The following is a 26338-nucleotide window of genomic DNA, read 5'->3' on the forward strand; positions in this document are numbered from 1 at the left end:
CACCGCACAAGGAATCCTCGCATGACGATCGGCTATACCGGCGCCTGGGAAAGCAAGGCAGGCGTAATGGTCCGTGATACCGGCGCGAAAAAGCAGGTTTCGCAGAGCGTCAAAGTGCAGCAGATGCTGACGCTGGTCGGCAACGATCCGAATGCGCTGAATGTGGCGGAGATGGATAAGCAGGGTTTGCGCAAGCAGATCAAGGGCTTCGACCCGGCCAACGTTTCCGTCAAGCAGTTGGGCAACCTCAGCGAATTCCTGCGCGGGCGCGGCCTGATTTCCGAGATCACCTCGATCACTTTGCTCAATGCCGGCGACAAATTCGACCGCTTCGGCGTGCAGAAAGACCCGGAGGCCAAGTTCAACGCGCTGGAATATTTCGCCACTCAGCTCGATGCCATCCAGACCAACAGTCTCAATGGCAATTACTACGGCAAGAGCCTGATCCCCGAATTCAAGAAAGCCATTTACGTCCTGCAGAATCTAAAGACCTATGGCGAAGGCAATGCTGCAGTTCCGTCCGACAAAGGCCTGAAGGCAAAGGCGTAACGTCTGCTGATGATGCCCGCTCATCCGTGTGCGGGCTCATGCTGTTTACGCCGCCGGCACGGCTTGCCGAGTGATGGGACGTTGTGCCTGGTCATGCAATTGCTGCATGTGCGGACAATGCAATGTCAGTCTGCGCGTGCGGTAGCCACGATGAAACAGTGCCAGCCATCCCCCTCGATTGTCTTGCGCAGGCGCCAGGCCGGTGAAGACGAAACCGATGGCGTTGAGGCTGTGCAGATCCACGGCAAACTGTCGCGAAAGCTGTAGACGAATTGAAACCAGCCAATGCCCGGGCAGTGATCGCAACTGGTCAAGCAGTTCCGGATTGAGTTTTTCCAGCCACATTTCATGGCGGCTGCCGTGCTGCTGGACCTGAACCGAAGCTCCGCGCCAGCGTCCTGCATCAGCCCCGACGCCGAACACAGCGCTCAGACGCTCCATCAAGGGGCGGCAACTGGCTGGCCATGCCTGTTCTGGCAATGGCCGTTGATAGCCATCGATAGCACGTACACCCAATACGATCGACTCGGGATTTTTACAACCAAAGGGTGAGCGGACATAGTCCGGCAACAATCCAGTGTTGTGAAAACCGAGGTTGATAGCCATGCGTTGGGTGTAAGGGTGATGGGTGACCTGTTTGATCGAGACGCTGCGACAACCCAACGCCTGCGCATGAGTCAGCAGTTGTCCGCCCAGCCGCGTGGCAATGTTCTTTCCACGGGTATCGGGATGTACGACGCTCAAGGCCAGTTCGGCATCGTGCGAGCTTTCGCTCTGCCGATACAAAGTGGCATGGCCAAGAATCCGCTCACCCTCCACTGCAACCAGTGAATGCCAGCGTTTGTCGGCGTGGTTCTGATTGATCAGGCAGGGCATGTAAACGTCGGTTTGCACGTAATGATCACCGTAGACCTCGCGAAACAGCTGGCTGACGGCCTTGGCGTCGGTGTCACGGTAATTGCGCAGAATCAACGACTCCATCACGCACCTCCCGCTCTTCCTGGTCATAGCAGCGCAAGTCGACGATCCGCAGGCTTTTCCCTGCGCGAGGATGGCGCGCCAAGTCCTCAAACCGGCAACTCTTGATGCGCAGCTCCAATAACCGCTCAGCCCGCAGTTGCGTGATCGGCGGGTACAGTTCGATCAAGCGGGCCTCAAGTTTCTCGTCGATGCGAGCCGATCGTTCGATGACTGCATATTTCAACGTCAACACATCTGCGCTGTTGGCTTGTTCGATAAGCAATTGCCAATCGTCGCTGCCAGTAATGCTCCGTACGCTTTCGCTGATTTCATCGGTCATCAGCGACAGAATGCCGACCCGCACCCGCTGGCTATTGCCGCTGCGTCCTCTCAGGGCGAATTTGCGTCGTGCAGTGCCTGGCGGTTCGCGCCAGCACGCAAGATCTCCGACGGGATAGCGGATCAGCGGCATCAAGCGGCGATGCAGATTGGTCAATACGAGCAGGCCGGTTTGATTGCAGGTCTCGATCGTTGCGCCGCTGTGCTGATCGACAATCTCCAACAGGACGTGACCGTCGGGTGTGCGATGTTCTCCTTCGATGCAGTCCGGATGACAGGCGCCGATAAATCCGCCGTCGACGCTGGCGTAGCCGATCGAGGCAATGCGCGCGTTGGGCAGCACTTGCTCAAGGAGCTGGCGTTGTGAGGCAAACAGGCTCTCCCCGCCGTAAAGCACGCTATCAACCAGGGGCAACGTCAGTCCGCGCTGTTTGAGCCAACTGGCGAAAGTCAGTAATTGCGCGGGCACGCCAGCCAGTACATTGATTCGATGCTGGTTGATGGCATCGGCCAACTTCGGTGGATCAACCTCGCCGGTAAACGGAAACTCGGTAACAGCTGTTCCAGCATGGGCGAGTGAGTCATGAATAAACAGAAAACTGGCGTAGAGGTCGCCAGCGAAAAACAGGTTGGCGACACGGTCGCCGGAGCTGAATTGTTCACTCAGGCTGCGGCCGAAATCTTCCACCGTGCGCTGCCATTCCGTGCGGGCATACACGGAGAGCCTGCCGCCGCCGGTTGAGCCACCGGTCTTGAACACCAGGGCGTGGGCAATCGGTGCTGTCAGAACCGGCCATTGCGCCAGATCCGCGCTGTCTTTCCAGAAGTCTGCCGGATCAAGCAGTGGCAGTTCGCACAGTGAGCTTATTGCCTCGGGGATGTTGGCGAGACTGTTCTTGTAGTAGGGCGAATGCTCACGGGCGAAACCCGTTAATTCGCTAATCGAGTCGGTTGTTTTCACGTGTGTTCTTCTTGATTCGAATGAGCCAGCTCACGGCAAGCGTCAGCGGCGGGAGTCAATGACCAGCGGTGTCTTGCCGCTGTGTTTGTTTCGAACGAAGTGTTCGGGCGAGCATTGCTCGATCTGCAGAACCAGCAATCCGCTGTTGATGACGGTCGTCAGGGTCAGGTAATCGGCGAGACGTGTATCAACCGTGGCGGCTGTAAGCTCGCTGTGCAGTTGCATGCGCTCGACGCCGTCAGCGCTGTGGTCCAGCTGCAACTGAAACGGCACTTGCAGCCGCGATGCCAATTCGCTCAGGGAGATAAAGTCAGTGCCGATACGCAACAACTTGCCGTGGCGTTGCAACAGTTCAAAGCGGGGCGACGTCAGCCCGCAGGTGCAGAGGCCCGGCAGCCAGCGTCCACTGTCGCCAATCTCATAACGCTGCACGCGCTGACCACCCTCGCGGGCGAGCGAGGTGACCAGCAGCCGTCCCACTTGATCGTCGATCACCGGCACATCCGCATCGAACGCGACAATCTCCAACTGCTGGATCTCGCTCATCAGATGGAAAACCCCATCCGCCGAATCCTCGCAGGCATGCCCAAGCGGGCCGGCATCAACGCTGCCGTAGATCGCCGAGCGAATGCTCGACACGCCACAACTGCGCAGCAATGCACGGTTCTGCTCGCTCAGGTGCTCGCCACCCAGAAAGACTTTTTCAACCCCGCCATAAGCGCGCAGCCGCTGCTGCTCATTCAAGAAAAGGCGATGCAGCGTGGCGGGCATTCCCACCAGCACGTTGACCCGTTGATCGATGATCAGTTGGGCAATCTCCCGATAATCGTCATCAGCAGGGGCGGCCATGGGCAGGTGCGTCACCTCAAGCAGTTCCAGCGTTTTGCTGAAGCTGAGAAAGCCGCCGTACAGCCCGCCACAGAAGAACAGGTTCATGACTCGGTCTCGTGCTGGATCCAGACCGGCGGCGAACAGGCCATCAGCGGTCGCGCGCATCTGCCGATCAAAGTCGCGATAGCTGTAGCCGGCCAGAGCAGGGGTGCCGCCGCTGCCTCCGGAGCGGAAATACAACTGCGCCTGATCGTTGATGGGCTGGGCGACGAAGGCTTCTTTGTCCATGATCGCAGCGCACGGCGTCGCCGCTGATGGCGCTGGATCGAGACTGGCCTGATTCGGCAGTTGCATGGCCGCCAGACTCACCGATACCCGTCGACTCAAACGTTGCAGCGCATAGACGCCATCATGGGGTTCGCCCTCGTAGCCGTCGTGAATGTTGCCGATCGGTGCGATCCGCGTGACTCCGGCAGCGATCAACGCATGGGTAAGCTCGACAATTTGCGGTTGTGCGCATACCAGCGCACAGCTTTGCAGGACGTTGCGCCACGGCAATAAGGTGGCGGGCAGCAGCGCCTGCGGCAGCGGGTGCAGCAATACGCTGCGAAACAGCGGTGAAGGTGCGAGTTGCCGATCATGGGTCCAGATCACCCGCCAGCCTGGGCCATTCCAGACTTGCCCGGTGTGACCGGCAAAACTCTGACCGAGGCGGGCCATCTGCGTGTGCGTGGTAATTTGCGCAGCTTCCTGGCGTGTCGGCACCAGTGCCGGCCACTGTGCGGCGCGTCGTTGCAGGGCCTGCGCCAGGCGTTCACCGATATCGCACAAGACTTGCGTGTCGTCGCTGTCCACCAGCAGCCATTGCGGGCTGGAGCAGGCCTGTTGATCCAGTCGGCAGACTTCATCGGCGACGGCATCCAGCGCCCCTGGCGTAGCCGATGCAGGAGTGAGATAGACGAAGCTGATGCGATGCCCCCAGTCGATCCAGCGACAACCCGGCGCGAGCTGTTGCCGAATGGCTTGCAGGGCCGCTTCGCCACCCCACGCTGCAACGCCGTTGGCGGGTTTGCACAGCTTGCCGATCTGCTCGGTGCTTGCCGGAATCACCGCCACATGTCCGGCCAGTTGTCCGCTTGCATCGCAATCCACCAACGCGCGCAACAGTCGCGCCGTCAGGCCTTGATCGCTGCGGCTGGGGCGCAACCAGTTGACGTTGCCGGCGAGCAGACTTTCCACCACCGCGCAGAACGCCAGCAACGGCGCGTTGGCCGGGGTGATGTGCACCACCAGCCCGAGCGGGCGCCAGGCTTCGAAGCGTGGCTGACAATAATCGAAACGACGCAGGGAATCGGCTTCGGCGCCAAGTTCGCGCTGGCGTTTGGTCGTCAAGGCTTCAGGTTGGCAGAAATCGATCAAGGCTTGCCGTTGTTGGCTGTCGAGAGGCAGATCCGTGCGCGAGTCACGCAGCAGCTGGGCAAAAACAGTGATCGCCGTGATGACCGTGCTGCTGGCTAGTAACGTCGCCAAGCGCTGGGGCAACTCGCGTTGCAGGTCCTGCAGCGCTTGGTCGAGGCTGTAAATGTCGTGCAGTTGTCCATTGATCAAATACATTTCAGTGACTTCCCAGTAATTCGGCGGCGGCCATCGCGCAGCTTCTGCCGGCCGTGGTGCCGGCGCGGCCGTGCAGTTCGAACCAGTCGCTGGTCAATCCACAGCCGCAACTTGCGCCCGGGTGCAGCGTGGCAAGGTCGCTCATGACCACGGCATGCGCCGGGCTGGATGAGATGTAAGGCGAGACGAAGCCGAGCAGGCCTTGTTGGCCATAGGGCAGCAGGGAAAAATCCGCCGCATCGCGAATCAGCACCCGCGAATACACCGGCACATGAAAGCGGTGACGGGCGCATTCGATGTAAGGCACCGCGTGTTCGACAGCACCGTAACCGTCGCGGCAGCGGGCGGGTTCGATGCCCAGTTGCCGATGGATATGGGCATAAAACTGTTGTTTAGGAATTTCCTGCGCAGCCTGGGTTTTCCAGCCGCCGCCAAAAAAGGCCAGCGAACCGGCGGGCAATTGCACATCCTGCACAGCGGTAGCCTGCATGCGTTGCAGGGTCTGCCAGAGAAACGCCGGGAAGCCGAAAATCCTCACCGGCAAACCCTCTTCAGCGAATGACTGCAATGCGGCGATGACACCGAATACGTCGAACTGATGGCCGCTACCGGTGTTGCGCAAGGCGTAAACCACGCGATTGACCGGGGCAAACCGACAGAGAAACTGGTCGGTAAACGACGTTCCCAGGGTAATACGCCCCTCCGGCTCATAACTGAGCAACAGGTAATTGCACGGCGTATCCGGAGTGTCCCAACCGTAATGGCGGAAGATCTGCGCAACCATGAACTGCGCCCGCGCCAGGCTGCGTTCGTCGTAACGCATCCGGCTTTTCTGTCCGCTGGTGCCCGACGAGGTCAGTTCGAGGGCGTCTGCGCCGGTGCTGCTGAGCAGCAGGTGTTGCTTGAAGAAACTGGCAAAGATCGGCGGCAGACGCGACCAGTCATCAAGACTGTCGAGGTCTTGCGGTGCCAGCCCATGGGCGTTGAGCCAATGGGCGTAACCCGGGGTGTGGTCGCAGTGAAAGCGGCTGATTTCAGTCATCGCCCGATCAAACAGACCGGGCGCGGCTGAATCCGCGCAATAGGGTTGCTTCAACGCGCACAGCGCGTCGGCATAGGGTAGATGAGTCATCAGTGTTCCTTACTGAGGCGAGGCCACATCAGCTGTGGTGGTTTGCAGGAGCCGGTACACCATGGGCAGGCACATCAGCCCGCCGATTGCGACCCAGAGGGCGAAGTATTCAAGACGGTCGCCGCCACCGATGGTCGCAATCAGCGCACCGCCAAGTCCCATGACGGCGATCGAGATCATGCCGGTCAGCGCCGACACCAGGCCTTTGCTGTCGTCACTGGCAAACAGTGCCAGGCGATACACCGCCGCGTTGCTCATGCCCAGACCGACGGCGTACAGCGACAGACTCGCCACCACCGGTCCAAGCCCCGCACCGAGCAATGCGCACGCGGCCAGAAACAGAAGGCCCAGACAGAACGGCCAGAGCGCCAGTTGAATCAATTGCTGCAATGAGTGGGTCTGCAGCAAGCGGTCGAGAATCAGATTGCCGGCAATCACCGCTGAGAAAACCGGAATCTGCCACAGGCCATATTCCAGCGGCGGCAGTTCCAGCACCCGCACCAGCAGCAATGGCGCCAGGCCTATCCAAGCGATCAGCGGCAGACTCATCAGGCCCAGCGCCAGGCTGGCACAGAGGAAGCGCGGATTGCCCAACAACGCGCCATAGCGCCGTGAAGTGCAACGCCAGGAGAAGGGCACACGGGGTGTTCGATGACCATCGCGGCGCTCGACGCCTACGGTTTCCGGCATCCACAGCAACAGGCCGAGCCAGACCAGCGCTGCCGTGAATCCCAGCAGCAGAAAGATTTCCCGCCAGCTCAGCCATTCCAGCAACAGAAGCCCCAGTAGCGGGCCGAGCAAGGGTGATAACAACGCAACATTGCCGAGCAAGGCCATCAGCCGGACGGCGTCCGCTTCACAGAACACCTCCTGTAGCGCCGGATAACTGACTGCGACGACAAACCCCAGACCCATGCCTTGCAACAGCCGCAACAGGTTGAACGCTCCAATACTGTCGGTGAAAAAAGCTGCCGCGCACGACAATCCGAACAGCGCGCTGCCCGATAACAACAGTGGTCGTCGGCCGTATTGATCGGACAACGGGCCGAGTAACCATTGCAGGCACACGCCACCCAACAGATACAGGTTGAAGGCATGGGGAACATGCCGTACGTCCGCGTCGAGGTCGGTGGTGACATCCAGCATCGCTGGCATGATCACATCGCTGGCCATGTAAGTGAGCAGTTCGAAAGCGGTCAGCGCAAGACAGAAACCCGCAACCTGTCTGGGGCCGATATTGATAAGTGTTCTCTGCATGAACATCCCTGTTTATGAGTTATAGGAAGTTCGCAGAGCCTAGGCGCAGGCGCACAGCCGACCTAGCCGTTTGCTGCGTCAGCAGATTTCAAAAACTTACGACATGTTTAAAGGACTGGCGCGGCGCGAAATCTGTTTACCTGGTTGCGCCAGAGCAGGGAGGGCGGGCCATGCCTCAAGGTCGGCTGACCTTGCAGCCAAAAGTCTTCAGGGGCGGTAACATGAGCACCCGTTTGCCCCGGCGCATCCCCGTCATCCAGGAAACGCTCGGCGCGCAACCGGCTACATTTCAATGTTTCAGGAAACCGCAATGACCCAGAAGCAACGCTTGATTTATTCGATTCTGATCGCTCTGTCGGTACTGGCGATCATGCTGGGCCTGTCCTGGCTGCAGAATACCGGCATGATCACCGAGAAGACGTTCCAGTACGTGGCAATCGGCGTGGCGGTCGTGGTGGTCATCATCAACGGCGTGATGCGCCGCAAGGTCAAGCCCTGAAGGCGAGCCTCATTCGTGGTTGAGGACCGCTGCAGCCTGCGGATGCAGGCTGTAACTCTTGTCGGCGTTGAAGGTGATCACGCCTTCGGCGCACAAGCGTTTAAGCACTTCGCGCACGCTGAGAAACGACAGCGGCACGTCCAGATCGAGCAATTGGCTATGCACGCCACGTACGCCAAGGCGACGATTGCTCTGTGCCGCCACGAGCAGGGCGTCGATGACTTTCAGGCGAATCAGGCTGGTGCGCAGGCCGAAACTCTTCAGTAGCACACGAATACGCTCATTGCCCGGACGCTCGCCACGCTGGGTGAAATTACCAGAGTGCGAACTCATGGAAACGCCCTGTGGCGTCTGGCTACCGTCCGTTGGTAGTTGCGAGTTGTACATGCGATTACTCCTTTTCAGAGCCAGATCGGGAAAGGTTTTGTTGCGCTCTCTAAACAAGACGTTTCAGCACGACAAATCATGAAAGAAAAGATGTAGAAATTTCGTCGCTAATTCGTCTCAGCCTTGTGATGACGGCATTGCCCCAATGGGCTACCCGCTAAATTTTTTCCCTCAGCTTCGTTTCTTCGACAGGCTCATTGCGCGTGGACGCAGGGGCAATCGACCTTTCGATCAGGAGCAAGCGTGATTATTTCCAGGCAACTCACCGGGCTGGCCCTCGCCAGCACCTTGTTCGGGCTGAGCCTGTCAGCCCATGCGCTGAGCCCATCGGCACAGACCAGCGCTGACATTCGCCGCACCAGTTTTGGCGTGCCGCACATTCGCGCCGAAAACGAACGCGGTCTGGGTTTCGGCATCGGTTACGCCTACGCCCAGGACAATCTGTGCCTGCTGGCCAACGAGATCGTCACGGTCAATGGTCAGCGCTCCCAGTATTTCGGCCCGGAGCAGTTGACTGTCGAGCAGCGGCAAAACCGCGTCAGTGATGTGTTCTTCACTTGGCTCAATACCCCTGAAGCAGTCAAGGCGTTCTGGCAGGCACAACCGGCGCAGGTGCATGATCTGGTTGAAGGCTACGCCGCCGGTTACAACCGCTATCTGGCTGAGCGCCGTCAGCAAGGATTGCCGCAGCAATGCCAGGGCGAGTGGGTACGTGATATCAGCGCCGAGGATCTGGTCAAACTGACGCGGCGCCTGTTGGTTGAAGGTGGGGTGGGGCAGTTCGCCGAAGCCCTTGCTGGCGCGACACCGCCGCAAGCGACGGCGCAGGTCAAGCACGACACCGAGGCGTTCCAGTTGGCCGACGCGCGTCAGCAACGTTTCGCCCTGGATCGCGGCAGCAATGCCGTGGCAGTCGGCAGCGAGCGCTCATTCAATGGCCGTGGCATGTTGCTGGCCAACCCGCATTTCCCATGGGTCGGGGGCATGCGCTTCTATCAGATGCACCTGACCATCCCCGGCAAGCTTGATGTGATGGGCGCCGCTTTGCCGGGATTGCCGATGATCAATATCGGTTTCAACCAGCATCTGGCCTGGACCCATACCGTCGATTCGTCGAAACACTTCACGTTGTATCGCCTGCAACTCGACCCGAAGGATCCGACTCGATATTTGCTGGACGGCAAGTCGCTGCCACTGAGCAAACAGACGGTTACCGTGCAGGTCAAGCAGGCTGACGGACAGGTCGTAGCAGTTGCGCGCGATATCTACAGTTCGCAGTTCGGCCCGATCGTGCAATGGCCGGGCAAGCTCGACTGGGACAGGCAATATGCCTACAGCTTGCGCGATGCCAACCTCGACAACGATCGCGTGCTCGAACAGTGGTATGCGATGAACCAGGCCAGCAATCTCAAGGATCTGCAAGACGCGGTGCACAAGATCCAGGGCATTCCGTGGGTCAACACCCTGGCAGTGGATGACAAGGGCCAGACGCTGTACATGAACCTGTCGGTGGTACCGAACGTAAGCGCGGAAAAACTAGCCAAGTGCAGCGACCCACGCCTCGGTCTGCGCATGATCGTGCTGGACGGTTCCAACAGCGGCTGTGCCTGGGATGTCGATCCGCACGCGGCGCAGAAGGGCATCTTCGCTTCCAGCCAGTTGCCGCAATTGCTGCGCAGGGATTTCGTTCAGCACTCCAACGACTCGGCATGGCTGGCCAACCCGGCTCAACCGCTCACCGGCTATTCACCGCTGATCAGTCAGGAAGGACAACCGCTGGGCCTGCGCTCACGATTTGCGCTTGATCGTTTGGGTGAACTGAGCAAGAAAGGCCCGCTGGCAGTCAAGGATCTGCAGCACATGGTCATGGACGATCAGGTCTATCTGGCCGCGCAGGTCATGCCCGATCTGCTGAAGTTCTGCGGCTCCGATCTGGGCAGCGATGCCGCGACACTCAAGTCTGCGTGCGCCAGCCTCAAAGCCTGGGACGGCCGCGCCAATCTGGATTCCGGGCTCGGTCTGGTGCATTTTCAGAACATCATGCAGGCGCTGCTTGAATCAGCGGATATCTGGCGTGTTGCATTCAATCCGGCAGATGCGCAACACACTCCTCGCGGCCTGGCAGTCGAACAACCTGCCGTAGCCAAAGCACTGCGTGAAGCGATGCTGGCGTCGGTCGAGCGGGTCGGAAAAATGGGCCTGAAACCTGAAACGCGCTGGGGTGATATCCAGGTGGTCAGCAGCGGCGGGCAGCAAACGCCGATTCATGGCGGGCCGGGGACGCTGGGCATCTATAACGCGATGCAAAGCGTGCCCCGTGAGGATGGCAAACTTGAAGTGGTCAGCGGCACCAGCTACCTGCAAGTGGTGAGCTTCGATGAAAAAGGCCCGCACGCCCAAGGGCTGCTGGCGTTCTCGTTATCCAGTGATCCGATGTCGAAATACTCGCGGGATCAGACTGCTGCGTTTTCGAAGAAACAGTGGAGTGTTCTGCCGTTCACCGAACAGCAGATCCAGGCGGATCCGCAATATCAGGTGCAGACGATTCAACAGGCACAGGATCAGGAAGGGAAGGTGGCAGCGCAGTAAAACAGTCACAGCTCGAAACAAACGAAGGCCGCTTCCCGCAAGGGACGCGGCCTTCAGCTTTTCGGCGGGCGTTGCGGCATCGAATTGATCACCGGGTTGCCTTCCTTGTTGCGCGTCAAATAGACCGGCAGCACTTTCGGCAGGCTGTTGGCGAGGTGGTTCATCTCTTTGATGTTGTAGACGCCGCCCACGCGGATCGCGCCGGTATTGGTGTCGGCCAGCATCAACGGCTTGTCGAGGTAACGGTTGATCAGCGGCAGAGCGTCGTGCAGCGCAAGGTTGTCGAGCACCAATCGGCCGCTGCGCCAGGCCAGCGAGGTGTCGCCAGGGTAGGTCTGACTGATTTGCGGCGCGTAATCGCCATGCCGGTAACGTGCTTGCATCGACGGGCTCAGGCGCAGACCGTCGCCCGGCAGATCGCGATTGCTGCTGACCAACACCGAACCCTCGACCAGATTGACCCGCACCTGATCTTCGTACATCCACACATTGAACCTCGTTCCGGTCACGCGGATCTTGCCGTCGCCGGCGCGAACCACGAACGGATGAGACGTGTCATGGCTGACATTAAAAAACGCCTCGCCCTTGTTCAGGGTGACGCGACGTTCATGTTTGTAATTGCTGAAGGTCAGGTCGGTGTGCAGGTTGAGTTCGAGCTGGCTGCCGTCACTCAGGGTGATCTGACGCACACTGTCGGTGGCGGCGTAATGCTGATAACTATTGGGCACCCAGCCCAGACTCCAGCCGCTGTAAGCCGCAAGCGGCAAGGCGAGGGCGCAGGCGCCAGCAATGACCGCGAACTTGCGCCACGAACGCGAAGGCTTGCGCTGCGCGGCGAGTGCCTCGGGCTCGGTTCGCGGCAGATCTCCGGCGACTTCCCAGATCTCCTGCATGGCTTCGTATTCGAAAGCGTGCAAAGGATGTGCATCGTGCCAGGTCTCAAATGCGCGACGCTCCTCGTCCGTGCAGTCAGCGGCGTGCAGACGCATGCACCAGTGCGCGGCGGCATCGGTGATCGCATCGTATTCGGCTTCCGAGAGAGTGTCTTGGGTCATTGACTCGTCCTGATTTCGCTCATTCTAACCTCGCCGGCAGGCTGCCGAGAACATCCGTCATGGCATTTACCCATCAACGCGGAACTTATTTTTCCCTGTGGCGCCCAAAAAAACAGGAAGCAACTGCCTACTATCCATAAATGGAGTGAAAAAATGATCAAAAAGACATTCGCAGCCCTGATCGCCACTGCCGGTTTGCTCAGCGCCGGTGCCGCCTTGGCGGACAAGCCGGGCGCAGGCTGGATCACCATCGAAAAAGCCATCGAGGTCGCCAAGACCAAGGCCGGCTATGTCGAGGTCTATGAGATCGGCGCCGACAATGACGGTTACTGGGAAGGCGAAGGGCGCAAGGCTGACGGCATTGTCTACGAGTTCCGCATCGACGGCGCCTCGGGCAATGTACTGCGCGATCAGAAGGACTAACCGACCGTAGTAATTTTTGATTCTGGTCATGAGCAATGCGCTGGCGTCACGCCGGCGCATTTTTTTGGTCGTCACGCCAGCGCTTGCGAGGACCCTGCCTGATGTGCAACCGGCGCCGGTAGCGGTATGGGCGCCGGAAGCGGGTCGAGCTGGCGCCCCAGTTCGCTGATGAGCAGGGCGATAGAGTCGGCGTTGGCGAGCATCACGTCGACCCGCGCATCTGCTGAAACAGGACTGCGAAACGCTCGGCGCGCGTCTGCAAGGTTTGTGGTTTTGGTAAGGCTGAGGATTTTCAGGTAATCCGCGGCATGCGTCGGCATTTTGTCCAGATCGGTCCAGACGTGGTTATCGGATTTCACCGCAAACAGGTGCGAGAGATTGCCGTAGCGCGACAATAACCTGCGATAACGTTCAAGCGAGTCCTTGGCCGCTTGCCCCTCTGCCGTCGTCGTGTCGATAAGATCGAGATAAGGCCCCATGGCCTGGACCGTTACCAGATCTTCGCTGTCGCAAACCAGATGCGAGAGTTCATGGATCAGCGTTAGCGCGCGTGCGTGTGAATCAACGTTGAACCGAGGAGGTAAATGGGCGGTGTATCTGTCCATTCTTGGATTGAAAAAAACCTCGGTGAGATGAATTATTTTTTGTTTGTCCTGTTTGAAAACGAAGGCAACGGTATTGGCGCTGCCAGGCCCATTCAGACCAATAAAAAAGCGCTCGGTGTAGAGCAAATCATCTTTTGGGTTCGTCAGTTCCTGGCAGACAGGAATTATCACTTTCTCGAGTTTTGTGAGCAGCAAGGGCGTTACCTCATGCACCTCGAAGAACTCCTTCAAAACCGTCTCCAGCCGTGTGCCCGCAGGATTGCTGCGCTGTGTAACGTAGTTATGCAGGCAGTTGACTGCGTATTCTCTTGCACGGTTTACGGCTTGCTGTATCACGAAAGCCCTGGCCGGATAGCGACGGTGGATCTGGGCCATGCCTCTGGCCTGGATATACATCTCTATTGAGCGGTTTTCCTCGACTTCATGTTGAGCAGGGTCACGACGTTTTGATCGGCAGCGATGAACCGGCTGGCTGGCGCTCGCAATAACCAGACGGGCATTTTTCTCTTCGAGTGCCGGCCCCTGACTGCCGTCTTTTTTGCGCAAATGCCAGCTTTTTTCGACCTGGACTGCCGGATACACCTTGCCGGCAATGGCGGCGTATTTCTGCGTCGTCAACGAATCCCCATAGACCAGCTCATTGGCATCAAGCTTGAGGGATTCCAGCGCCGTACTGCTTTCAAAGGGCTGCAAATCAATCCGAGCGGGCGTGACGGGCGACACCTTTGCCCAGCGAGAGGCGACTTGCACCGTTGTGGCTGTACCCGCAGGTGCTTGCGCCTCTGCGGCGAATTCGGAGCCGGCCGTTTCTGCCTCGCTTTCCCATGACAGACGTCCCAGGCTGAAGAGGGTAATCGCCCCTGCGATGAAGCTTTTCAGGGCATTTGCCCAGTGGTGATCCTGAAGGCCTTCGGCGGACGCCTTGAAGTCCTGATAGCTTCGCCACAGAAAAAAACCGGACGCGAGTTTGCCCGGTAGCAAATGTGGCACCAGGCGCACGCCGTGACTGAAAAGAAACTTCACCGCTTCCCAATCCGCTTGGCCATTGATCTGTGGCTGGCTGCGCAACAGTTGCGGCAGAAGGCTCAGGGTGTCTTTGTGCAACCGCTCAAGCATGTTGCCCCTCATGGGGGAGTCATGAAGTGTGATTTCACTGTTTTTGCCGATCGTTGTTTTCAACAAGCTCTTGAATACGGCCTGCTGCGCGTCAGGCAGACGCCGGATGAGCAAGTCCTGAAAGTGGCCGGGGGTATTCAGTGCTTCGATCAACTGCGCTTCGTTCTCGAACTCGCGAAATACCCATCTTGAGTAAGGCGCATAGAGAACCCGGGGACCTGTTTGCCCTGCGCCCGGACCGAAGACATACAGTCCGAGCGCGTCTACGCAATCAGCGCCTGAAGTCTTGATCAACGATAGCGGACAGGCGATGGCATGAGCGCCCTCGACCGCAGCGCGCGCTATCCCGTCAGGCATGTCGAGGACCTGGCAAATGTAGTCATAACCGGTATCCGAGAGCTGTTGTTGCAATTTCATCGAGTGAGCGTGTTGCATCAATTGCCAAGGCAACTGGCGCAAAAACCGTTCTTTGCTGGTGCGAGCAGACGGGCTGTCGGCTGACAGCGCTTCGGTCACTTTCGCGGTGTAGGTGGTAGCAACATCAAGAGATTGCAGTAATTGCCGTACCGCGGCCTGGGCAAACTCTTTTGGTAAGGCTGTGGCCGTTGTCGAGGCGACTTTGAAACCGCTGCCCTGCACGACGTTGTAGTGATGCAAGGCAAATTCCAGCAAGTTGCAGGCAGGGCCGGCCAATATCAGGTTGGGGGTGATCCGGATGTCCTGTGGCTTGAGCCCATTGCCTGGAAAGCGCGCGTCGAGCAGGGTTTTGAGGGTCTGCTCGATATGAGTGGCCAGCGCCGGGACCTCATCGAGGAAATCCTTGCCATCGATGAACGCATGCCGCAGTTCATCCAGCAGCGCGAGTTGCGTGCGTTGCTCCGTCGCCGAGGCCATGCGCAACCAGTCGGGGTAATCCAGATGACGCGAAAGGGTGCTGGCAAGATCGATCGCGCGTCGCAGGTTGGTATCGATGACAGCATTTTTCATTTGATCAAGGAAGGTCGCCAATGTCTTTGGCTCCTTGATACACACTCGCAGCCTTTCACATTCCGCCAGGAACTGTTCAATGGCCGATTGCATGCGGTCTCGGGCGACACTGCCATCAATCAATTGAAACTCGCCCAGTGTGTATTGCTGGTCCAGTCCGTGTTGCGCCTTTGGCAGATTTTCCAGCAGCGTGTGACTCTGATTGTTGTCGTCCAGTCGTTGTTGCAATTGCTTTTGCGCATTGGCGATGTCGTCAAACAGCTCCAGGCCCAGGGCCGGTGTCCAGAGGATGGCGCGCCCGGAATGTTTCACGTCCATGCCGCCGCGCTCGGTCAGCAGCACGCAGTGAGCGAGCGGCAGCGCAGCGTTGGGCTCGGCCCCGTTGAGGGTCAGTGACCAGGCATCGGGGCGGAAACCATTGAGTGACTGGCGGTCCCTGCGTGTCGGGTGCCTGGAATCGAACACGGTGTCGACGATCTTTCGTTCCGCCTCCAGCCATGACCCGCTGAGGCTGCGCAGGTACGCCTCACCACGCAGGCCGTCTTCGAATGCCTGGGCCAGTTTCCACAGAATGCCTTCAAGAAATACGCGCTGTTCGGCGCCGTGCGCGGTCGGCTGGTCTTTGAAGTGGCTGGTCAGATTATCCAGCGTCCGTCCCAGAAGTGTCGCCTGCTGCGCAGCCTTGTCTGCCTGCACGAGTGACGATGGCGGTGTACTGGTAAACAACGGCCGGGTACTCCAGCGCTGATTGACGTCGAGCTTGAGCAGCCGTTCATGAATCATTGAGCGGATATCCAACGCCTTGTCGAAGAGCGCATGGATGTCAGTGGTGCGCTCGCTCTGACGAAAACGCTGCAGAACGAATTCAACGTTCTGACGTTGCTTGGTGAGGATGGCCTCGAACAGCGTCGTCATGATCTCACCGCCAATGTTTTCCCCGGATACCTGTGCGTTAGCGAAGCCAAGGTAGCGATTGCGCTCTTGCAGGTTCATCAGCCCGTACAGCTCATCTTCGTGCCCGGCTGCCCGCAGTTTGGCGGTCAGTGTCTGTTTGAGGTCGGCGTAGTCGGTGAGTACCTGCAGGCCCTGGCTGGGCGTATAGAGATAAGCCTTGTCGTGATTGATCATCAGCGAACCGGCCAGCTCGACACAGGCTGTTTCTTCGCTCAGGCACACGGTTTCGAACGTTGGCCGCCGTACCGCAACGGTTGGCTCACGTACCAGGCTGTGCAGGGCGTCGAACTCGCTGGCGGTGAGGATCTGCGTTTCGCGCTTGATCATCAGATCCGCGCGCGCCTGATCCTGCACCGTCTGGCTGAAGAAAGTACGTCTGGGCGAGCCTTCGAATGAAGCGCCGTTCCAAAACACCTCAAGCTGTCGAAACAACAGCATGGTCAGTTTTCCCGACGCCGACTTGATCGCATTGCTCCAGGCCGACTGATCGTCTTCGCGTACCGAACGGGCGGGATGGGTGAATTCTACGGCCTGACCGTGGGGCCAGCCCTGACGGTGAAAGTGCACCAACAGCGCTTCAGTCAGCGACAGCGAGTCGACCCACTGTTTCCCATCCGAAGAAGTCACCGAATAGAAACCGACCCGGGTAAGCGACTGTTGCACCGCGCCAAAATGCGCTTCGAGCAGTTCGTCGAGAATCTTTTCCAGCAGCGTTGCAAGGGATGGCAGGCGTTTAAGCTCGTCCAGCAAGTCACGGGCGCACCTCTCCAGAGAGTCGCCGATTGCCAATTGCTGGTCCTCGAACACATCACCTTCGATGGTTTCGCAAGTCAGAGTGATACCGCGTTTCTCCACCAGTTCCTTGCGCAATGAAACCGAGAGGAAAGCCAGCAGATCATCGTTTTCCCTGGCGTTGTCGAGGCGTTTCTGCAGGGCATCAGTCAGGGCTTGCCGGTCAGCGAATTTTTTCAGGCCATCGTAGGGCGTATAGAGAAACACGCCGTTGTCATCCGGCCCGGCGCTGAGTATGAAGCTGCCTGCCAGCGGCACGGCCAGTTGCTTGTCGGCGTTGAGCAGGATGCGTTCGGCCAGCATTGGCGGGGTTTGCTTGTTGCGCAGTGATTGCGTAGCGAGTTGCGCATGTGCAAGCCAGTCGAAGTCTTTGCTGTTGAGACCGTGTGCCGGACCGAGGTTAGCGTGCAGGCCGGGTGAATCGAATACCACTGGAAACAACAGCGGGGCAGTCGGGGTGGACATCATTGCAACTCTGAACAGGGCGCCATTGGGCTGGAACTCAACAGTAAATGCGCAGAGTGGAGCACTTGCGGTAGATAGTGACCGCACGTGCCGACATCGAAATGTGCATCAGGGCGCACCAACCAATGGCAATTAATCGAAGGGTTGACAGCTGGCAGCTCGGACAGGGTTAATCGGTGGGCAAAATCGACCGTACGCTGTTGTTCCCTCCAATAATCATTCTGGAGCTTCAGATGTCTGCGCCACACGATCATGGCTCGTCCACAGTGTCCCTCGAAGCACTGACGCAACTGCTTGAAACGATTTTTCTGCGCCACGGCACCTCCAGCGAAGTCGCCCGGGTACTCGCCGTCAACTGCGCCAACGCCGAACGCGACGGCGCCCACAGTCATGGCGTGTTTCGCATCCCCGGTTATGTCTCGACGCTGAAAAGCGGCTGGGTCAATGGCCATGCCGTGCCACAGGTTGAAGATGTCGCGTCGGGGTTTGTCCGGGTTGACGCTGGCAACGGTTTTGCCCAGCCAGCGTTGGCAGCGGCCCGACCCTTGCTGATCGAGAAGGCGCGTCATGCCGGGATCGCAGTCCTGGCAATTCGCAACTCGCATCATTTCGCCGCTTTGTGGCCGGATGTCGAGCCCTTCGCCGACGAAGGTCTGGTGGCGCTGAGCGTGGTCAACAGCATGACCTGCGTGGTGCCCCATGGCGCTGATCGGCCATTGTTCGGTACCAATCCGATTGCGTTCGCCGCGCCAAGGGCCAACGCCGCGCCGATTGTGTTCGATCTTGCCACCAGCGCCATCGCTCATGGCGATGTGCAGATCGCAGCGCGCAAGGGTGAAAAACTCCCGGCCGGCATGGGTGTCGACAGCCTCGGCCAGCCAACCCAGGACCCCAAAGCGATTCTCGAAGGCGGAGCCTTGTTGCCGTTTGGCGGCCATAAAGGCTCGGCGCTGTCGATGATGGTCGAGTTGCTGGCGGCGGCATTGACCGGCGGCAATTTCTCATTCGAGTTTGACTGGTCCAACCATCCCGGCGCGAAAACCCCGTGGACCGGCCAGCTGTTGATCGTCATCGATCCGAGCAAAGCGGCGGGGCAGAGCTTTGCCCAGCGCAGCGAGGAACTGGTACGGCAGATGCACGGGGTCGGGCTCAAGCGTTTGCCGGGGGATCGACGGCATTTGCAGCGAGGCCGATCACTGGCCCAGGGAATTGTGCTGGATGAGCAGACGCTGGGGCAGTTGCGGGAGTTGGCGGGGGAGTGAGTGTGCAGGCATAAAAAAAGCGAACCGGAAGGCTCGCTTTTTTTGTGGCGCTGGAACTCAGCGACGGCCGAGCAGCAGGCCCACCACCAGGCCGAAACCGGCGGAGATCGCCACGGTTTGCCAAGGGTGACCACCGATGTAGTTTTCGGTGGCTTCGACGGCGGGTTTGGTGCGGTCGCGCACGCTGGACACCGAATCCAGTGCCAGCTGCAGTTTCTGGGCGATTTGTGCACGCAGCGTTTCTGCTTCTTCGCCGACCAGTGAAGCGCTGCTCTTGAGCAGTTTGTCCGATTCTTCGATCAGAGCCTGAAGCTCGCTGAAAGCTTGATCCTTGATTTGCTCTTCGGCAGCTTGCGAGGCGGTTTTACGGGCCATTGGGTGACTCCTTGCAGGTGAATGGACAGTGACCAATGGAGTGTAGCGGCAGGCGAAAAGTTGCATGTCATTCGTGGAGAAGGGAAAAACCTGCACCGGAGATTTCCTTCGAGCGTGTAAGATGTCGCCATTTTACGCAGCAGGATAAATCCCCATGAGTTTCAATCTGGCCGACAAATCCCTCGCAGAGCGCGCAGCGCTGGAAGATGAGAAATCCCGTCTGTTCGAACTCTGGCAGAACAATCTGGGCAAAGCCAAAGGCGAAGCCGCGCGCTTGTTTGGGGAGCGCTCCAAGCGCAAGGGCAAATGGGCCGAGTGGGTCCGCGCCGAACTGGACGGCATGTCGCCGCCGGAATTCGCAAACATGGTGCGCAGTGAAGTCAATCGCCTGATGGCGGCGAACAAATAATCCGCTTCACGCCTGGCTGAACGTGGCGGCAATCGCCTCGCGAACCTTGACCAGCACCGGATCGATCTGCGTGCTGGTGCGCCAGCCCAGTTCCACCGGATAGCGCGGTAAAGCCAAAGGGCAGGGCAGCAACGCCAGCCCGCTCAGCGTCGCGATGCTTGCGGCGGCATGGGCCGGGATGGTCGCCACCGCCTGACTGCCCTTGAGCAGGAAGGGCAGCGCGGCGAAATGCGTGGTCGACGCGCAGACTCGCCGGCTCAAGCCCGATGCCGCCAATCCCTCATCGGTGATACCGATAAAGCCCCCCGACGACACCAGAATGTGCTCGCGTTCAACGAACTCCTGCAACGCGATCTGCTGTTGGCCTGGCGCGAGACTGGCCGGGTCGACCAGACAGGCATAGCCGCCTTCCCCCAACACCTGACGACTGAGCAGGCGCTCGGAAAAGCCGCCGGCAGTGATCGCCAGGTCGATGCTACGCTCCATCAGCGCGCGGGCGACGATCTGGCTATGGGTCTGGCGAAAGATCAGCCGCAGTTTCGGCGCGAGACGGGCGATTTCCTCGATCAAGCGGCGCCCGTAGGCAATTTCAAAATCATCTGACAGACCGATCGCCACCGAGCGGCCGTCGTATTGATTGGCCGCCGGATCGAGCATGGCCAGGCTTTGCCGGCATTTGTTCAGGGCATCGCTGATCACCGGTTTCAGCTGATTGGCTTGCAGCGTCGGCGCCAGACCGCGCCCGGTGCGCACGAACAACTGATCGCCATACACCTCACGCAAGCGGCGCAATGCCGCGCTGACTGCCGATTGCGTTACGCCCAGGCGCAAAGCGGCGCGGCTGGCGCTGGATTCATCGTGGAGTGCTTCGAAGACTTTCAGCAGGTTGAGGTCGATGTCGGCGATATTCATTTGACTCATATCATTCAGCAGTGGGTAGGGCTTTATTCATGATCGCGTGACGCTGGAGAATCAGCAACACCTGAACCTGATGGAGTAAACACGATGGCCAAATCCATAGTCGCAGCGTTGCAGATCGGTGCCTTGCCCGGCGGCAAAGGCGAGACCCTTGAGCAGATCCTTGCTTGGGAAGACGCAATCCGCGAATCCGGCGCGGCGCTGGTGGTGATGCCGGAAGCCTTGCTCGGTGGCTACCCGAAAGGCGAGGGCTTCGGCACCCAATTGGGCTACCGACTGCCCGAGGGGCGTGAGGCGTTCGCGCGTTATTTTGCCAACGCCATCGATGTGCCCGGCGCCGAAACCGACGCGCTGGCCGGATTGTCAGCGCGCACCGGGGCCAATCTGGTGATCGGCGTGATCGAGCGCGCCGGCAGCACGTTGTATTGCACCGTGCTGTATTTCGATCCGCAGGCCGGGCTGATCGGCAAACACCGCAAGCTCATGCCCACCGGCACCGAGCGACTGATCTGGGGCAAGGGTGATGGCTCGACGCTGCCGGTGTTCGACACCCAGGTCGGCAAGCTTGGCGCGGTGGTCTGCTGGGAAAACATGATGCCGCTGCTGCGCACGGCGATGTATGCCAAAGGCGTTGAGGTCTGGTGCGCGCCGACCGTGGACGAGCGCGAGATGTGGCAGGTCAGCATGCGCCACATCGCCCATGAAGGCCGCTGTTTCGTGGTCAGCGCCTGTCAGGTGCAGGCCTCGCCGAATGCGTTGGGTGTGGAGATTGCCAATTGGCCGGGTGATCGACCGTTGATTGCCGGTGGCAGCGTGATCGTCGGACCGATGGGCGACGTGCTGGCGGGGCCGTTGCGCGGGGAAGCGGGCTTGCTCACGGCGCAGATCGACACCGATGAACTGATCCGCGCGCGGTACGACTACGATGTGGTCGGCCACTACGCGCGGCCGGATGTCTTCGAGTTGACCGTTGATGAGCGTGCGAAGCCGGGAGTGCGGTTCAACTCCTGACCTTGAAACTTGTTTTGAACCTGTGGGAGCTGGCTTGCCAGCGATGGGGCCATGTCAGTCGACATCTTTTTGGCAGATGCACCGCTATCGCTGGCAAGCCAGCTCCCACAGGGATCGGTGCCCGATCAGAAAACTTTTTACCAAGTCGCCGCACTCGCTTTAGGCAGGCTCAGCTTGCCGCTGTCGGTAAAGCGCATCGTGCCGAACAATCCGCCCGCCAGTTTGCCGCGCAGCACGTAGGGCAGGTTATCGAGGCTTTGCGTCTGGCTCAGGCCCAACGTCTGGCGCAGCACCGAGAACGCCGAGACGCTGACCGGCACCGTGACAATGGCTTCAGAGAAACGCGGGATCGAGCCGCTCTGATCGCTCACACCCGAAGCCAGCGAATGACCATTGACCTCCAGATCCAGCGCGATGCCGTTGTAATCGATCGCCGTTTCATTGGGGTTCTGTACGCGCAGCTTGATCGCGAAGCGTACTTCCAGTTCCTGGCTGGGTAACGGTTCGAGGCCGACCACGTTGATGTTCACCGGATCGCGGTTGGGAAACAGTGCGCAGGCGCTGAGCGACAACAGCACAAGCGACAGGATGACAGCGTGGACGCGGCGCATAAAAATCTCTCGACAAAAAAAGGGCTGAACCGTCGCCGGTGCAGCCCTTTTTTCAAGGCGCGACGTCAGCGGTTCAACTGTGCGACAGCCGCCGCTTGGCCGGGTTCACCTTTGGCGGCGACGTCGGGGTTTTCCATGACCTGCAGAATCGACGCTTCCGGGTCGAAATCATCTTCTTCCAGCTCGATGAATTCTTCCGGCAGGAAGATGTTCAGCACGATAGCGCACAACGCACCGACAGTGATTGGCGATTCGAAGATGTTGCGCAGCGCTTGCGGCAGTTCGCGCAGGACTTCCGGCACCGCCGCGATGCCCAGGCCCATGCCCAGCGAAATCGCCACGATCAACATGTTGCGCCGATGCAGGCCGGCCTCGGCGAGGATCTTGATCCCGGCCACGGCGACGGTGCCGAACATCACCAGTTCAGCGCCACCCAGCACCGGTTTCGGCATCAGTTGCAGCACTGCGCCGATCATCGGGAACAAACCGAGCAACACCAGCAGCCCGGCGATGAAAAACGCCACGTAGCGGCTGGCCACGCCAGTCAACTGGATCACGCCGTTGTTTTGCGCGAAGGTCACCATCGGCATGCTGTTGAACACTGCCGCCATGGCCGAGTTGAGACCATCGGCGAGCAGGCCGGATTTGATCCGGCGGATGTACAGCGGGCCTTTCACCGGTTGCCGCGAGATCATCGAGTTGGCGGTCAGGTCACCGGCCGCTTCCAGCGGCGACACGAGGAAAATCACCGCCACCGGCACGAACGCCACCCAATCGAAGTTGAAGCCGTACTTGAACGGCACCGGCACGCTGACCAGCGGCACCTCGGGCATCGAAGCGAAATCCACCGTGCCCATCAGCCATGCCACCACGTAGCCGAGGGTCAGGCCGATGACGATCGCGCCCAGGCGCAGAAACGGCACGTCGACACGGTTCAAAACAACGATGGTGCCGATCACCAGTGCCGCCAGAAACACATGGCTGGCCGCGCCAAGATCTGGTGCACCGAAGCCGCCAGCGATGTCGGTCATCGCCACTTTGATCAGCGACAGGCCCATCAGCGTGATGATCGTGCCGGTCACCACCGGCGTGATCAGCATGCGCAGTTTGCCGATGAACTGGCTGAGCACCACTTCGATGAAGGCAGCGAAGAAGCACACGCCGAAGATCGTCGAGAGGATTTCGTCAGTGCCACCGCCGCGTGCCTTGACCATGAACCCGGCGCTGAGGATCACACTGATAAAGGAAAAACTGGTGCCTTGCAGGCACAGCAGACCGGAACCCACCGGGCCAAAGCGCCTGGCCTGGACAAAGGTGCCAAGGCCGGAGACGAACAGCGCCATGCTGATCAGGTAGGGGATTTCACTGTGCAGACCGAGGGCGCCACCCATGATCAGGGTCGGGGTGATGATGCCGACGAAACTGGCCAGCACGTGCTGCAACGCGGCGAACACCGTGGCGGTCAGGTGCGGACGGTCGTTGAGGCCGTAGATCAGGTCGTTGTTGCGCGGGGTTTTGTCAGAGGCGGTCATGGTGAGGTGCGCGCCGCAAGGCGGGGCCGGGTCAGAAAATGGGTGCGCAGAATGCCGGAAGAGGGCGGCGAGGGCAACGAGCAATAACTGCCTGAAAAGTCAGGTTTTACTGCCTATGTGGGAGCGAGCTTGCTCGCGAAAGCGGTGGCTCAGTCTGCATCTCGGTGACTGACGAGCCGCCTTCGCAAGCAGGCTCGCTCCCACGATGATCGTCCACGCGCGTTAATCAACAATGGCCAAGCGCCCGTGGCATACTCCCGCGCATGACTTTCGACTCCCCCCTCAGTGCCTGGCAATACGCAGTCGACCACAAGGGTTTCATCCAGGATGAAGCCCAGGAACACGCGGTCTGGGCCTTGCAAAAATGCCATGAAGCCTTGCACGCCGGTGCCCGTTCGGTCAGCGGCGTGTACCTGTGGGGGCCAGTCGGTCGTGGCAAGACCTGGCTGATGGATCAGTTCTATCAGAGCCTGCGGGTGCCAGCGCGGCGTCAACACTTTCATCACTTCATGGGCTGGGTGCACCAGCGTTCGTTTCAACTCAGTGGCATCGCCGATCCATTGCGCGCTTTGGCCAAAGAGCTGGCCGGCGAAGTGCGCGTGCTGTGCTTCGATGAACTGTTCGTCAATGACATCGGCGACGCGATCATTCTCGGCCGGCTGTTTCAAGTGATGTTTGACGAAGGCGTGGTGATCGTTTGCACGTCCAACCTGCCACCGGACGATCTGTACGCGGACGGCTTCAACCGCGACCGTTTCACGCCGGCGATTGCGGCGATCAAGGCACACATGACAGTGGTGGCGGTGAATGGCGCCGAGGATCATCGCTTGCATCCCGGAGCGATCGAACAGCGCTATTTTGTCAGCGCGACCGATTCGCCGAGCGCACTGGGTGCCGTGTTCAACTCGCTGGCTGCAGATGAGACTGTCAGCGATGAGCCAGTCGCCGTGGGCCACCGCACACTCAACGTGGTGCAAGCCAGCGAATCCGTGCTGTGGTGCCGCTACAGCGATCTGTGCGAACAACCTTTCGCCGCCATGGACTTCATTGCCCTGTGTGATCGCTACCGGGCTATTCTGTTGAGCGAAGTACCGAACCTCAGCGCACAAAAACGCGAAGGACGTATCGCGCGCGGTACCGAAGACGGCGCTGAGCGCGTGGTCGCCGGCGACCGGGAATTGCCGCAGTTGTCAGTACATGACGACGGCGTTCGCCGCTTTATCGCACTGGTCGACGAATGCTACGACCGCAAAGTGCCGCTGTACGTCGAGGCAAGCGTTCCGATGGAGGCGCTGTACACCGAGGGCTATCTGGAATTCCCGTTCCGCCGCACCCTCAGCCGTTTGCAGGAGATGCAACTGCAGCGTTTCGCCGAAGCTTGAAAGAAGAGGGCGCCGACATGAGTCAACCGCTGTCCCATCATTTGCTGACCATGGCCTATCAAAATGCCTGGGCCAATCACCGCCTGGCAAAGGCCTGGAGCCAGCTCGACACCACTGAACTGGCGGCGCCACGGGTGAGCTTCTTCCCCAGCATCCGCCTCACGCTCAATCACATCCTCACCTGCGACTGGTTCTACGTTGATGCGCTGGAGCGCGAATTGCGCGGGGACGAGCCGCACCCGGATTGCTATGTTTTCTTCAATGCAGACGAGCCGTTTACCGAGGCTGCGGCGCTGCGTGCAGAACAGGCCCGCGTCGATCGCCGGCTGATCGCCTATTGCGAGCAACTGCGCGATGCCGATCTGCCAAGAATCGTCACTATCGCTCGCGACGAACCGCAACATGACAGCCGCCTGCGCATGCTCTCGCACCTGTTCGAGCACCAGCTCCATCATCGTGGCCAGGTGCACGCCATGCTCAGCGGCACGACGGTCAAGCCACCGCAACTGGATGAATTTTTCTGTGTCGGCGAAAGCGCATTGCGCGCCGAAGACTTCGCCGAACTGGGCTGGACCGAAGAGCTCATCTGGGGCCACTGAGCGCAAAAGATCGCAGCCTGATCTTCAAATTTCCGATTGCCCGCCCATTCAAACCCAAGCTAATGTCCCCAGGCCTTTCAGCTAGCACCTTGCGCGCCGGGGCTTTTTGCTTATCGGGGATGGAAATGGATTCCGCAGAAATACTCGTACTTCAGGCCAGCTACAGCAACCCGGTGCACGCCGAAGCCATCGGCATCGTGCTCAACCACTATGCCGAAGATCCCATGGGCGGCGGTCATCCGATCGCGCCCGAACTGCTGCAACGCCTGCCCGAAGAACTCGCCCGCCGCCCGCATGCCTTCAGCGTGCTGGCCTTCGTCGGCGGTGAACCGGCCGGGCTGGTCAACTGCTTTGAAGGCTTCTCGACTTTCGCCTGCAAACCGCTGGTCAACGTTCACGACGTCGCCGTGGTCGGCAAATTTCGCGGCCTGGGGCTCAGTCAGAAAATGCTGCAGAAGGTAGAAGACATCGCCCGTCAGCGCGGTTGCTGCAAGATCACCCTGGAAGTGCTGGAAGGCAATGCGGTGGCGCAGGGTTCGTATCGCAAATTCGGCTTTGCACCGGGGATGTTCAATCCAGATCACGGGCGGATGTTGTTCTGGATAAAGGATTTGCAGGCCTGAAGGCTTCTCACCGCAAATCACCAACATAAAAAAAGGCGCCCCAAGCAGGGCGCCTAACTGTCATCTCCCGGGCCAGAGCGGAGCCACGGAAGGTTCATCGG

General features: G+C 59.5%; 22 protein-coding genes. 10 read left to right on the forward strand and 12 right to left on the reverse strand.

The features are described from left to right. Positions 1-21 precede the first annotated feature (21 nt). Positions 22-549, forward strand: coding sequence for a hypothetical protein (locus tag KVG87_RS00675; RefSeq protein ID WP_024012886.1), 528 nt, complete (start codon positions 22-24; stop codon positions 547-549). A gap of 45 nt (positions 550-594) precedes the next feature. Here the strand turns inward: KVG87_RS00675 and KVG87_RS00680 are convergent, their stop codons facing one another. From KVG87_RS00680 to KVG87_RS00700, 5 genes are read right to left on the reverse strand one after another with little or no spacing between them, the layout of a single operon-like run. After that, positions 595-1530, reverse strand: a complete 936-nt coding sequence (locus KVG87_RS00680) for a GNAT family N-acetyltransferase (protein ID WP_217848609.1) — start codon at positions 1528-1530, stop codon at positions 595-597. Beyond that, a complete protein-coding gene (locus KVG87_RS00685) occupies positions 1499-2809 on the reverse strand; it encodes a phenylacetate--CoA ligase family protein (RefSeq protein WP_217848611.1) in 1311 nt (436 codons plus the stop codon). The genes KVG87_RS00680 and KVG87_RS00685 overlap by 32 nt, the downstream gene beginning before the upstream one ends. A gap of 42 nt (positions 2810-2851) precedes the next feature. Continuing rightward, complete coding sequence (locus tag KVG87_RS00690) at positions 2852-5254, reverse strand: aldehyde dehydrogenase family protein (RefSeq protein ID WP_217848613.1); 2403 nt, start codon at positions 5252-5254, stop codon at positions 2852-2854. Between the two features lies 1 nt (position 5255). Continuing rightward, positions 5256-6386, reverse strand: a complete 1131-nt coding sequence (locus tag KVG87_RS00695) for a LuxE/PaaK family acyltransferase (protein ID WP_217848615.1) — start codon at positions 6384-6386, stop codon at positions 5256-5258. 9 nt (positions 6387-6395) lie between these two features. Continuing rightward, positions 6396-7643 carry an MFS transporter gene (locus tag KVG87_RS00700; protein ID WP_217848617.1) on the reverse strand — a complete coding sequence of 416 codons (1248 nt, stop codon included), beginning with the start codon at positions 7641-7643 and terminating at the stop codon, positions 6396-6398. A 310-nt stretch (positions 7644-7953) separates the two neighbouring features. On the opposite strand from KVG87_RS00700, the gene KVG87_RS00705 reads away from it, so the two are divergent. After that, positions 7954-8142: a hypothetical protein gene (locus KVG87_RS00705; RefSeq protein ID WP_122507300.1), complete on the forward strand. Its 189-nt coding sequence runs from the start codon at positions 7954-7956 to the stop codon at positions 8140-8142. A 9-nt stretch (positions 8143-8151) separates the two neighbouring features. Here the strand turns inward: KVG87_RS00705 and KVG87_RS00710 are convergent, their stop codons facing one another. Further along, positions 8152-8529: a fe2+ zn2+ uptake regulation protein gene (locus tag KVG87_RS00710; RefSeq protein ID WP_041480968.1), complete on the reverse strand. Its 378-nt coding sequence runs from the start codon at positions 8527-8529 to the stop codon at positions 8152-8154. 243 nt (positions 8530-8772) lie between these two features. Here KVG87_RS00710 and pvdQ point away from each other — a divergent pair, with 243 nt between their 5' ends. Further along, on the forward strand, positions 8773-11118 hold the full coding sequence (gene pvdQ / locus KVG87_RS00715; protein WP_217848619.1) for a bifunctional acylase PvdQ: 2346 nt from the start codon (positions 8773-8775) through the stop codon (positions 11116-11118). Between the two features lie 53 nt (positions 11119-11171). Here pvdQ and KVG87_RS00720 read toward each other — a convergent pair whose 3' ends face one another. Continuing rightward, positions 11172-12173 carry a FecR family protein gene (locus KVG87_RS00720; RefSeq protein ID WP_217848621.1) on the reverse strand — a complete coding sequence of 334 codons (1002 nt, stop codon included), beginning with the start codon at positions 12171-12173 and terminating at the stop codon, positions 11172-11174. 153 nt (positions 12174-12326) lie between these two features. Between KVG87_RS00720 and KVG87_RS00725 the strand changes: the two genes are divergently transcribed. Beyond that, positions 12327-12596, forward strand: a complete 270-nt coding sequence (locus KVG87_RS00725; RefSeq protein WP_041480965.1) for a PepSY domain-containing protein — start codon at positions 12327-12329, stop codon at positions 12594-12596. Positions 12597-12667: 71 nt separating this feature from the next. On the opposite strand, the gene KVG87_RS00730 is transcribed toward KVG87_RS00725, so the two are convergent. Further along, positions 12668-17515, reverse strand: coding sequence for a dermonecrotic toxin domain-containing protein (locus KVG87_RS00730; protein WP_217848623.1), 4848 nt, complete (start codon positions 17513-17515; stop codon positions 12668-12670). Between the two features lie 233 nt (positions 17516-17748). Between KVG87_RS00730 and KVG87_RS00735 the strand changes: the two genes are divergently transcribed. Further along, complete coding sequence (locus tag KVG87_RS00735) at positions 17749-18777, forward strand: Ldh family oxidoreductase (RefSeq protein WP_217848625.1); 1029 nt, start codon at positions 17749-17751, stop codon at positions 18775-18777. 57 nt (positions 18778-18834) lie between these two features. Here the strand turns inward: KVG87_RS00735 and KVG87_RS00740 are convergent, their stop codons facing one another. Beyond that, complete coding sequence (locus KVG87_RS00740) at positions 18835-19152, reverse strand: ElaB/YgaM/YqjD family protein (RefSeq protein ID WP_016774661.1); 318 nt, start codon at positions 19150-19152, stop codon at positions 18835-18837. 154 nt (positions 19153-19306) lie between these two features. Between KVG87_RS00740 and KVG87_RS00745 the strand changes: the two genes are divergently transcribed. Further along, a complete protein-coding gene (locus KVG87_RS00745) occupies positions 19307-19561 on the forward strand; it encodes a hypothetical protein (protein WP_003224595.1) in 255 nt (84 codons plus the stop codon). Between the two features lie 6 nt (positions 19562-19567). Here the strand turns inward: KVG87_RS00745 and KVG87_RS00750 are convergent, their stop codons facing one another. Next, on the reverse strand, positions 19568-20482 hold the full coding sequence (locus KVG87_RS00750) for a LysR family transcriptional regulator (RefSeq protein WP_217848627.1): 915 nt from the start codon (positions 20480-20482) through the stop codon (positions 19568-19570). 84 nt (positions 20483-20566) lie between these two features. On the opposite strand from KVG87_RS00750, the gene KVG87_RS00755 reads away from it, so the two are divergent. Next, complete coding sequence (locus KVG87_RS00755; protein WP_217848629.1) at positions 20567-21490, forward strand: carbon-nitrogen hydrolase family protein; 924 nt, start codon at positions 20567-20569, stop codon at positions 21488-21490. Positions 21491-21627: 137 nt separating this feature from the next. Here KVG87_RS00755 and KVG87_RS00760 read toward each other — a convergent pair whose 3' ends face one another. Both KVG87_RS00760 and KVG87_RS00765 read right to left on the reverse strand, forming a co-directional pair. Beyond that, a complete protein-coding gene (locus KVG87_RS00760; protein ID WP_056785875.1) occupies positions 21628-22101 on the reverse strand; it encodes an LEA/WHy family protein in 474 nt (157 codons plus the stop codon). Positions 22102-22166: 65 nt separating this feature from the next. Further along, on the reverse strand, positions 22167-23633 hold the full coding sequence (locus tag KVG87_RS00765; protein ID WP_217848631.1) for a nucleobase:cation symporter-2 family protein: 1467 nt from the start codon (positions 23631-23633) through the stop codon (positions 22167-22169). A 263-nt stretch (positions 23634-23896) separates the two neighbouring features. Here KVG87_RS00765 and zapE point away from each other — a divergent pair, with 263 nt between their 5' ends. The 3 genes from zapE to KVG87_RS00780 all read left to right on the forward strand — a co-directional run bounded on the left by zapE (position 23897) and on the right by KVG87_RS00780 (position 26237). Beyond that, positions 23897-25015, forward strand: a complete 1119-nt coding sequence (gene zapE, locus KVG87_RS00770; protein ID WP_217848633.1) for a cell division protein ZapE — start codon at positions 23897-23899, stop codon at positions 25013-25015. A gap of 17 nt (positions 25016-25032) precedes the next feature. Continuing rightward, complete coding sequence (locus KVG87_RS00775) at positions 25033-25614, forward strand: DinB family protein (RefSeq protein ID WP_076563029.1); 582 nt, start codon at positions 25033-25035, stop codon at positions 25612-25614. Between the two features lie 125 nt (positions 25615-25739). Then, positions 25740-26237: a GNAT family N-acetyltransferase gene (locus tag KVG87_RS00780; RefSeq protein WP_073474539.1), complete on the forward strand. Its 498-nt coding sequence runs from the start codon at positions 25740-25742 to the stop codon at positions 26235-26237. Positions 26238-26338 lie beyond the last annotated feature (101 nt).

This window comes from Pseudomonas siliginis (assembly GCF_019145195.1).
GTDB classification, from domain to species: Bacteria; Pseudomonadota; Gammaproteobacteria; order Pseudomonadales; family Pseudomonadaceae; genus Aquipseudomonas; species Aquipseudomonas siliginis.